Raw genomic sequence first — 6,848 nt, forward strand, 5'->3', positions numbered from 1 at the left:
AATCGCCGCGAAGGCATCGAGCGTGACCGTCAGACTCGGTACGGCACCATCGCGGCTCGCCTCTCCATCCCGCGCTCATCGTCCGCATGGCTGCCGTCACCTCGATGGAAACTCTCGCCGACGAATGGCTGGCCGACGACCACGTCGACGAACCCAAACGACTCCGCGAAGCCCAAGCCTGCGTCGATGTCCTGTGCAGCTACCTACGATCGCCCTACGCCCCCTCCAACAGGGAATACAGCCTTACAAAGCGGAAGGTCACGCGCTCGGAGGGGTCGGTCGAACTGGAGGAGCATCACGACTATCTCCTCGACGATCTCGCTGTTCGCGAGACCATCGTCCGCGTCATCGCGGCGCATCTACGGACATCGTCCTCAGCAGTTCCCGGCCCTCACACCAACCTGCGTCCCGGTCCGTGGAGCCACATGAACTTCGATCTGACCGGCGCGCACCTCCACAACCTCAATCTCAGCGCGTGTGTATTCGTAGGAGATGCCCAGTTCCAAGAAGCTCGCTTCACGGGCAAATTGACGACCTTCCGCAACGCTCATTTCTCCCACCCAGAGATAACGTCCTTCTACGGTGCTTGCTTCGCCAGCGAGGTGACGACCTTCCGCAACGCCCACTTCAGCGTCGGGCCCACATCCTTCTACGGCGCTCACTTCACCGGCACGGCGGACTTCTTCGAAGCCAACTTCACCGGCGGGCACACCAGCTTCTTCCGCGCTCACTTCAGTGGCAGGATGACCAACTTCCGCGACGCTCACTTCACCGGCGGACTAACGAACTTCCGCGACGCTCACTTCACCAGCGATCAGACATCCTTCGTCGATGCTCGCTTCACCCGTCGGACAATCTTCGACGGTTCTCACTTCATGGGCAAGGTTGTGTCGTTCCAGGGCGCCCGCCTCACCGGAAATGAGACAACCTTCGCTCTTGCGGAGTCTGCCTATCTGGGATGGATGTTCGACGACGCCGACCTCACGGGTGTTTCGCGCATGCCTACGGGGGTTTGCGGGGTAACGAACGAACGTACGGTCTGGCCGGTCGGACTCCATTCGCGGCCGCCTGGGTGGGCCGCCAGGGGGCTCACACCGCATAACAGCTATTGGAGATCGGTACTTGGCGGGAGCCCTTCCAGCCTTCAGGTGGATGAGATCGAACTACTGGATCCACGACGGCATGGGCCGTTATCAGACACTGTCCCGGCCGAGGAGCCGATTCGCGTGGCTGACTGACTCGGCACCCGCTGCCCGCCACGAAAGAGGGACTACCTACTGGGATGAGTATTCACTGGTAGTAGCCCACTTCCGGCTGGGCGACATTGTCTTTGGGTGGTTCCGCGAACTGTTGACGACCTTCGCGGTGGATGCTCCACCATCGCCAGGCTCCGGCCGCAGCCGCGAGGGGCACCAGCGCGAAGGCGCAGGCGGAGATGACGTTGGCGAGATTCTTGGCGATCCGCTCGACGTCGTCGGCGGTCGCCTGGTCGAGAAGGACGCCCACAGTCGAGCCGATGGCTATCCCGATCCCGAAGACGACGACGAATCCGAGACCGAGGGTCCACCCGAAGATGCTCCACGGGCTCCAGAAGTAGCGCGAGGTGGGCTCGCCGTCGGCCCGGCGCTCGAGCTGGTGCGCACGGAACTCCGCCCGCCGGGCCCGCACGCCACAGAAGACGCACCACAGGGTCACAGCGATCCCACCAGCGACCACCACCGCGTAAGCGAGGTCCTGCACGGTCGCAGGCAGGCGCGCGCCGTCGATGAGTGGCAAGAGCCCAAACCACACGGCCACCGTGGTCCACGCGTATGCGAAAAAGTTGTCGGCGCGGCCCCGACGTTCGGCTGCGCGATGCGCCCAGGCGGCCCCGACCATCCCACTGATGACCAGTACGCCACCGAAGACTGACGTGACCACAGGCTGCATCGACTCCCCCTCGTTGTAGTGCTGTCCTGCAACGGATCCGACCGACTCCTCCCGCGAGACGGGAGGAGGGGACATGTCATGTTTGCAGTTCACAACCCATTTCACCTACGGGGTGTCACCCCGATCAGGCGGTCGCGGAGGCGCCGGGCAGCGTGTCCGCGGCAGCCGTGATCTCGGCGGTGTACCGCGGCTCGAACCGCGGCGTCAGGCCGGCCAGGGCCCAGTAGTCGGGCGTGGTGTGGGCGGCACCGATTACCGCGCCGGCGATGCAGGCGATCGAGTCGGAGTCGCCGTTGCTCGTCGCAGCCCATGCCAGGGCCTCGGGGCCGGTGAGCGGGGCGGTCTCGGCCCCGGCGGGTGCGGTGGCCATGTCGGCGGCGAGCAGGCCGAGTGCGATGGCGCTGGCGGATTCCCAGCCTTCGCCGATGCCGGCGCACGGATCGCCGAACTCGGTCGGGGCGAGCTCGTCGAGGCGGTCCCGGGTCTCCGCGGCCACGAGCAGGATTTCCACGACCTCGTCGTTCAGACCGTTTACCAGCACTGATGACACGTCCCCCGCGTACGGGTCGAGGACGGCGGCGAGGTACGGATCCGTCAGCCATCCGCTGGTGCCCTCGTAGATCGCGTCGGCTTCGGCGAGCGCGGAGTCGAGGAATCGGCCGTGCCGGTCGGGGGCGTGGCGGATCGCATCGGCCAGCAGCAGCGCCGGAACGATCGCGCGCGGGTGCTTGTGGGTGATCACGGCCTGGAGCGCGGTCAGGCCGAGCCAGTACGGCTCGGGGACGAATGCTGCTGGGACCAGGCGCATCACGGCGCCGCAGCCGGCGGATTCGCGGGCTCCGTCCTTGTCGTACCAGCGGGCTCCGGAGCGGAGGCGGTGCAGCGAGCCCATGCAGGCGCGGCCCGGGGCGCGCGTGTTGTCGGGGTCGACCTGCCACAGGACGAAGTGGCGGACGATCGCGTCGGTGACGGCCTCGATGTCGGCGAAGTCCTCGACGTCGACGAGCGCGTCGTGCAGGGCGAGTGTCATCTGGGTGTCGTCGCTGATGATCCACTCACCCGCCGGCGCCGGCACGGGGTAGGCGGGCATGGCGGCGTACTTGCGGAACTCGACCTGGTAGCCCCAGGCATCGCCGGCCGCGAGACCGGTCAGGGCGTTGCCGTAGCGGGCGAGCTGGGTGGCGTGGTTGCTGGCGGTGGGTGCTGTCATGGGTTCTCCCCCTGTTGCTGCTGCTGTTGCTCGATCTCGTTGGCCGCGGTCCGGACCTGCTCGATCTCGATCAGATCGAGGTCGGCGACGCGGCCGAGGTAGTTGGCGATGTCGTCGGGGGTCATGCCTTGCTCGAGGCGCTCGCGGATGTCGTCGAGCTGTTCGTCGGTCAGTGCACTCATGATGGCCTTCTCTCTTCGATAGGGGGACGTGTCGTTTTCGCTGTTAGAACTACGTTTTCAGGCTATGCGACGGCCTTGAGTGGGGTGTAGGTTCCGCCGTCGGCCTCGGCGACCAGGTCCTCGGCGACCAGCCACACCGTCGGCATGCCGTGGATTCCGTGGTGGTCGACCTTGACGCAGCGCAGGTCGGTTCCCATCGGGACGATGACCTCGTCTTCGCCGCTGTGCAGGGAGATCGACTTGACCGGCAGACCGGACCGGGTGCGGATGACCATCATGTACGGCGGGTGGCCGGCGAATCCCTTCGCGGTGGCCTGCTTGGTCGTGGTGCTGGTGACCTTCCCGATCTGCATCTTCGAGCCGACGGTGAAGGTGGCGTCGATGTACTCGGCCGGCGTTCCCTTCCAGCCACTGGGGATCCGGGTTCCGCGCATGACGGTCATCGGCTCGATGTTCGGGTTGTGCTCGTTGAACTTGTCGAACGCGGACTCGATGCCGGCGACGGTGGTCTTCGTCGACGCGGACGGGTTCGGATCTCGGCCGGTCACAGCCGCATTGATGGTCGTGTAGCTGCCGCCGGTGTAGGTGGTCAGCGCGCCGCGCTCGGACTTGTCGAGGACCTTGGTCACGAACGCGGAGTTCGTCGCCGTGAGGCCAGAGAGGTCGGAGGTGTGGACCTTCTCCCCGCTGACCGAGAATCCCCATGCCTTCAGGTCACCGGCCCGCTGGTGGATGACCGCGTAGTCGTCGGCGGTCTCCTTGCCGAAGGCGCGGATGCCGCTGCGGTACAGGCTCGCGTGCTTCTCGGCGCCGAGGCTGTCCGGCGGGATCTTGTGCTCGAAGTGCGGAATCACGCCGCCGCCACGGGTTTCGGTACCGAGCGCCCGGCGGTGTGCACGGGCGTACGCCTCGTCGGCCTGCGCCGGCGTCTTGCCGACCGACAGGGCGTCGGTGCGGGCCTTCTCCCCCGCCGCGACCGCAGCCAGCTCGCGCATGCGCTTGCGGTGGCGTTTGGTGCCGTCGTAGATGTCCGCGCGGACCGGGCCTGCACCGACCGCGTCGGTCAGCTTCTCGACCTCGCTGGTGAAGCGGTCGCTGATGATCTTGTTCTGGGCGTCGGATGTGGCGGCCTTCCCCGCGGCCGCTTGACGGGCGACCTCGAGCAGGACGTCGCCCTGGGCGGCGTGGGCCTGGCGCTGCATCTCGGTGGCGTTCTCGGGCAGCGAGCCGGGCTCGACGAGTATCGGGATGCGGTTCGCCTTCGCCAGGGCGTCTTGCTTGCCGTGGGCCGTGGCCACCGGGTAGTAGGAGTCGCCCTTGCGTTGGAGCACAGCGAAGTCGCCGGAGCCGCGGCGCACGATCGCGGTGCCGCCGTCGAGGTAGCGGCCTTCGACCTGCTCGATAGCGGAGCCGGTTTCCATCGGGATGGTGCCCGACGTGTAGACGGTGGTGTCCCGTTCGACCCCCGCCGGCCCGATCAGCGGGCCCTCGGCGAACGCCGTGGCGGCCTCCTCGGCGTACCTGCGGTTGTACGAGCGGCTGATCGCCGCGACGTCGTCGTCGCTGAGCCCGGCGTAGTAGGCGTCGCGGTCCTCGTCCGTCATGTCGTCGCGCAGGCCGAACTTCGCGGCTGCGAGGTCGTCGCGGACCTCGAGCTGGCGGCGTTGGGCGTCGACGTAGGCGGCCTTGGCGTCGTCGACCTGCTGCTGGAGTTCAGCGACCTCCGTGGCAGATCCGGTCCCCTCCTCCAGTGCCTTCGTGGCCTTGCGCAGGCGGGAGCGGTACCGGTTGACCGCCTTTCGTGCCTCGTCGGCCTCGGCGTCGACCGCCGTGACGTTCTCCTCGGCAGCCGCGAGAGCGGCCTGCGCGGCGGTGATCTTCGGGCCGGCCAGCTTCTCCCGCTCCGCCTTCGCCTGCGCGATCAGCAGTTTCGCGCTGGGCGGGTTCGAGTGGGTGCTCGGCATCGGTGTCTTGCCCAGGATCTCGGGGTCGATGCCGAGACCTTCCATGAACTCCTGAAGGACGCTCGGCGGGGCCGCCTGGATGGCGGCGGCGGTGTCGAGGAGTCCTTCGGCCTTGAGGTGGTCGACGACCTTCTTCCGCGCCTCACGGCCCAGACGACGGTTTCCGTTGGCTTTTGCGGCCGCGGCGTAGCTTCCGCAGCCGGGGCAGCGGCGGCCGGTTCCGTGACCTTTCGAGCGACACATGGGGGCATCGTACTGGGAAGACGACACGTCCCCTCGGCCGATCCCCGTGCCCCAGAGGGCTTCTCCCCGATCGACCAGTGGGCGCGGGCACTGGAGGCCGGCGGCGACGCGAGATGTGCTGTTCATGCCGGTCACCTCCGCTCCCGAGCCACTGCCGCGGCCTAGTCCGTGCGGTCGGCCCGAGCGGTGTCTCCGGCGACCCTGTCAGACGCCGACTTTACAATACCGCTTTTCATTGTTGCAACTGGGATGCACGGTGCGGCAATCCTGAACGTCGAGGTTGTGACCCATGTGTTGGCTCGGAATCCGACCTCGGAGCCGCGGCCCCAGCCCAACGCTCACCGCCGCGATGGCGTAGGCGGGTCCGAGAACAGCCGCGACTCCGAGGAGGAACCTCACCGCTGCGTCAGACATTCGCTGCCGGATCCGCGTTCTCGACCTGGGTCAGGAGTGCATCGGCATGTGCGCGGAACACGGCGGACGTCTCCGACACCTGCCGCAGGCGCGCACCCCAGAACAGCGTTGCCACGATCGCTCCGCCCACGGCCGCCACCAGTGCGTCCCGGGCGAGATCGGCACCCGACAGCGAACTGAGGCTCGTTCCCCAGTTCATCAGGCTGAGAGACATCACCGTTCCGGTGAGCCCGAGGACCATCGCCACGGCGGCGTAGAGGACGTTGACGTCCGATTCGTGCCAACGCCGCACCCATGTGATGGTGCCGGCGATTTCGTCCGAGTCCGCGGGCAGACGTCCGGAATCCCGCAGCACGGTGTAGCGCTCGACGACCTCCCTCGAGGTCGGCACGTCGAGATCAGTCAGCCCTATGTAGGTACGCCGGAACTCCGCGGTGCGCTTGGAAAGCTTCCGTGCACGCTTGTCGATCTCGCGTCGCTCCTTGCGCCGCTCGGCGGCTGTGGACGCGGTGTGGGTGTCGTTCGTCATGGATCCTCCTTGGACGGGTGGTGGTTACCGGGCGCTGCACGCGGTGCGCGCGGCGGCGACGTCTCCTGTGGTGACTGCGAGGTCATACGCTGCGGCCACGGTCAGGAACTTCTTCGCGTACTCGCAGCGGTACGCCGCGTTCGGCGGCAGCCACTCGTCCAGGCCCTTGTCGGACTTGGCCTGGTTCGCCGGACCGTCCGAGGCGATCAGGTTCAGCGCGGTGTCGTTGGCGAACGATTTCCGCTGTTCCAGCGTCCAGTTCGCAGCTCCTGCACGCCAACTCCGCGAGAGCGGGTACAGGTGTAATCCGTAGCTAGTAGGTAGTGCCGTTGACATCATCCTGGGCTTCCTTCCACGGATTCGGGATATGTGGGCGA

General features: G+C 67.0%; 7 protein-coding genes. 1 reads left to right on the top strand and 6 read right to left on the bottom strand.

From position 1 onward, the window contains the following. The first annotated feature begins 86 nt into the window (after positions 1-86). Positions 87-1,238, top strand: coding sequence for a pentapeptide repeat-containing protein (locus PCS43_RS32940; RefSeq protein WP_058037207.1), 1,152 nt, complete (start codon positions 87-89; stop codon positions 1,236-1,238). A gap of 52 nt (positions 1,239-1,290) precedes the next feature. On the opposite strand, the gene PCS43_RS32945 is transcribed toward PCS43_RS32940, so the two are convergent. From PCS43_RS32945 to PCS43_RS32970, 6 genes are all read right to left on the bottom strand, one after another. Further along, complete coding sequence (locus PCS43_RS32945) at positions 1,291-2,004, bottom strand: hypothetical protein (RefSeq protein ID WP_058037206.1); 714 nt, start codon at positions 2,002-2,004, stop codon at positions 1,291-1,293. A gap of 49 nt (positions 2,005-2,053) precedes the next feature. Then, positions 2,054-3,139, bottom strand: coding sequence for an ADP-ribosylglycohydrolase family protein (locus PCS43_RS32950; protein ID WP_058037205.1), 1,086 nt, complete (start codon positions 3,137-3,139; stop codon positions 2,054-2,056). Beyond that, a complete protein-coding gene (locus tag PCS43_RS32955) occupies positions 3,136-3,321 on the bottom strand; it encodes a hypothetical protein (protein WP_058037204.1) in 186 nt (61 codons plus the stop codon). The genes PCS43_RS32950 and PCS43_RS32955 overlap by 4 nt, the downstream gene beginning before the upstream one ends. A gap of 62 nt (positions 3,322-3,383) precedes the next feature. Continuing rightward, positions 3,384-5,654 carry an ADP-ribosyltransferase gene (locus PCS43_RS32960; protein ID WP_245219947.1) on the bottom strand — a complete coding sequence of 757 codons (2,271 nt, stop codon included), beginning with the start codon at positions 5,652-5,654 and terminating at the stop codon, positions 3,384-3,386. Positions 5,655-5,934: 280 nt separating this feature from the next. Next, a complete protein-coding gene (locus PCS43_RS32965; protein ID WP_058037203.1) occupies positions 5,935-6,471 on the bottom strand; it encodes a hypothetical protein in 537 nt (178 codons plus the stop codon). A 24-nt stretch (positions 6,472-6,495) separates the two neighbouring features. After that, a partial coding sequence (locus PCS43_RS32970) for an HNH endonuclease family protein (RefSeq protein WP_270923242.1) occupies positions 6,496-6,848 on the bottom strand: 353 nt, incomplete at its 5' end.

Source organism: Rhodococcus sp. C-2, assembly GCF_027854095.1.
GTDB classification, from domain to species: Bacteria; Actinomycetota; Actinomycetes; order Mycobacteriales; family Mycobacteriaceae; genus Rhodococcus_F; species Rhodococcus_F qingshengii.